Consider the following 1958-nt stretch of genomic DNA (forward strand, 5'->3'; position numbering starts at 1 on the left):
GTCAGGCACTTATTAAACAAAAAACGCAGCCTAGGCATAATACCTAGGCTGCGTTAATAGTTTAAATACCATAATCTCGTTCGACTTTGGCAATGCGCGTCTTAAAGTGCTGGTACCACTGCTGATGGCCTAGTCGCTGAGCTTCCTGATGCTCAGCGTGGGCTTTCCACGCTTTTATTGAGGCCAAATCAGCCCAGTATGACACCGTCACACCCACTTCATTTCGGGCAGACTCTACCCCCAAGAATCCCGGCTGCTGTGCTGCAAGTTCAACCATTCTTGCCGCCATTGCGTCATAGCCGATATCGATCTCGGTGCGTTGCGAGGTAAAAATAACGGCGTAGTAAGGCGGCTCGGGCGTGTTAGCAATACTAGGCATAGCATCACCACTTTGGTACGCGCCGGGTGCGGCATCAGTCATTTACAAATACCTATTATAAAGCGCTATTACAAAGAGCTATTATAAAGAACTATTGAACATAATAACCACTGACTCGCCACTCACCATTTTCAAGATGAGGTGTTACGGTTTCTATTCCTCTCGCTTTATTTTCAAACCGAGTATGGAAGATAAAAACCATATAGTCGCCATCTGGCGCACCCGGCATAGATCGGTAGTGAGAGACTTGCACTTGTCGACGTGATTCTACCGGCCCAAACTCATTACGTGCTAACTCAATAATGCGTCTAAGCATGCTAGGCGATAGCGGCGTTTTTAGTAGCGGCGATGAGCTCTCCCAGGCTTGTTCAACCTCACCATTATCAATTGACTCTAACCACGCGAGCGCCGCTGATTCAGCCGTATTTGCAAACGCCTGAGTATAGGTGACTAGGCTAAACAGTATCGCAGCAAGAAGGAAAGCAGGTGATTTGGGCATGGCAGACTCTGTGACGGCTTGGTGGCTTTTACCTGTTAAGTGATTATCGGACAATGACCGAATTTCTTTAGGAACGAACCACATAACAGCAAAACGAAGGGGGAAAATTCTTCTGGATTCTCCCCCGTCACTGCTGCGTCGACCGTCAGTTAACCGCCTAACGACAGTACTTAATAACCCACGTAATAGCCTAATACCAGCGCTGCCCAGCACATAACGTAAACCAGCACCAACAAAGGAGTAATAACACGCAGCCACTGTGCATAAGAGACCCGGCCTAGCGCCAGCATGGCAAGGGTGCCACCAGACGTTGGTACAATCAGGTTAGTCAAACCATCCCCCACCTGGAATGACGTGATCATTAATTGACGGCTCATGCCAATTAAGTCTGCCAAAGGAATCAAAATCGGCATGGTAACCAATGCTTGGCCCGATCCGCCCGGAATAAACAGGTTAATCACGCCTTGAATAACACTTGAAGCGACAGCCGCCACGGCGGTAGGCATATCCCCCACCAGAGAGCTAAGGGAATTAACAATCGTATCGATAATCTGGGCATCTTTAAGGATGACCTGAATAGAGGCTGCAACACCAATCACTAAGGCACCGGCGGTTACCGATGAGGCGCCTTCCATCATCTGTCTTACCAGCGCATTGGCTCCCAGGCCGTTAGTGAGTCCAATAACAATCGCCATCAGCAAGAACATGGCGGCAATTTCATTGATGTACCAACCACGAGTAAACACACCGATCAGCATAATAATCAGGCCAGCAATAAAAATGGCTAATGTAATGATGTTCTGGCGGGTCAACGTATAGTCTTCGAGACGCTTGGTTAACTCGGCAGGGTTGTCATCGTGGTAGTCCATTTTGACAACGTAACGGCAGATAAAAAGCGTCAAGGTAGCCAGGCACGCAACAACCATCAGCGTACGTAACCACCAGCCTGAAAACGTAGGTAATTCACCAATACCTTGCGCAACGCCAACGGTGTATGGATTGATCGGCGACAAAGCGAAACCAATGCCGATGCCCCCCACGGCCATCACAACACCGACTAAGCGAGAGCAGCCAATGGCA

2 protein-coding genes and 1 pseudogene are annotated in these 1958 nt (G+C 48.9%); all 3 read right to left on the bottom strand.

The features are described 5' to 3' along the window. Positions 1–61 precede the first annotated feature (61 nt). Positions 62–379 (bottom strand): antibiotic biosynthesis monooxygenase family protein, encoded by a 318-nt coding sequence (locus INT22_RS00075; RefSeq protein WP_193067434.1) that lies wholly within the window; start codon positions 377–379, stop codon positions 62–64. A gap of 91 nt (positions 380–470) precedes the next feature. Next, entirely contained in the window at positions 471–878 is a 408-nt protein-coding gene (locus INT22_RS00080) for a DUF4019 domain-containing protein (RefSeq protein ID WP_193067432.1), read from the bottom strand. Positions 879–1048: 170 nt separating this feature from the next. After that, positions 1049–1958, bottom strand: a pseudogene (locus tag INT22_RS00085) (TIGR00366 family protein); the annotation flags it as partial.

This window comes from Halomonas sp. 3D7M (genome assembly GCF_014897885.1).
Classification (GTDB): Bacteria; Pseudomonadota; Gammaproteobacteria; order Pseudomonadales; family Halomonadaceae; genus Vreelandella.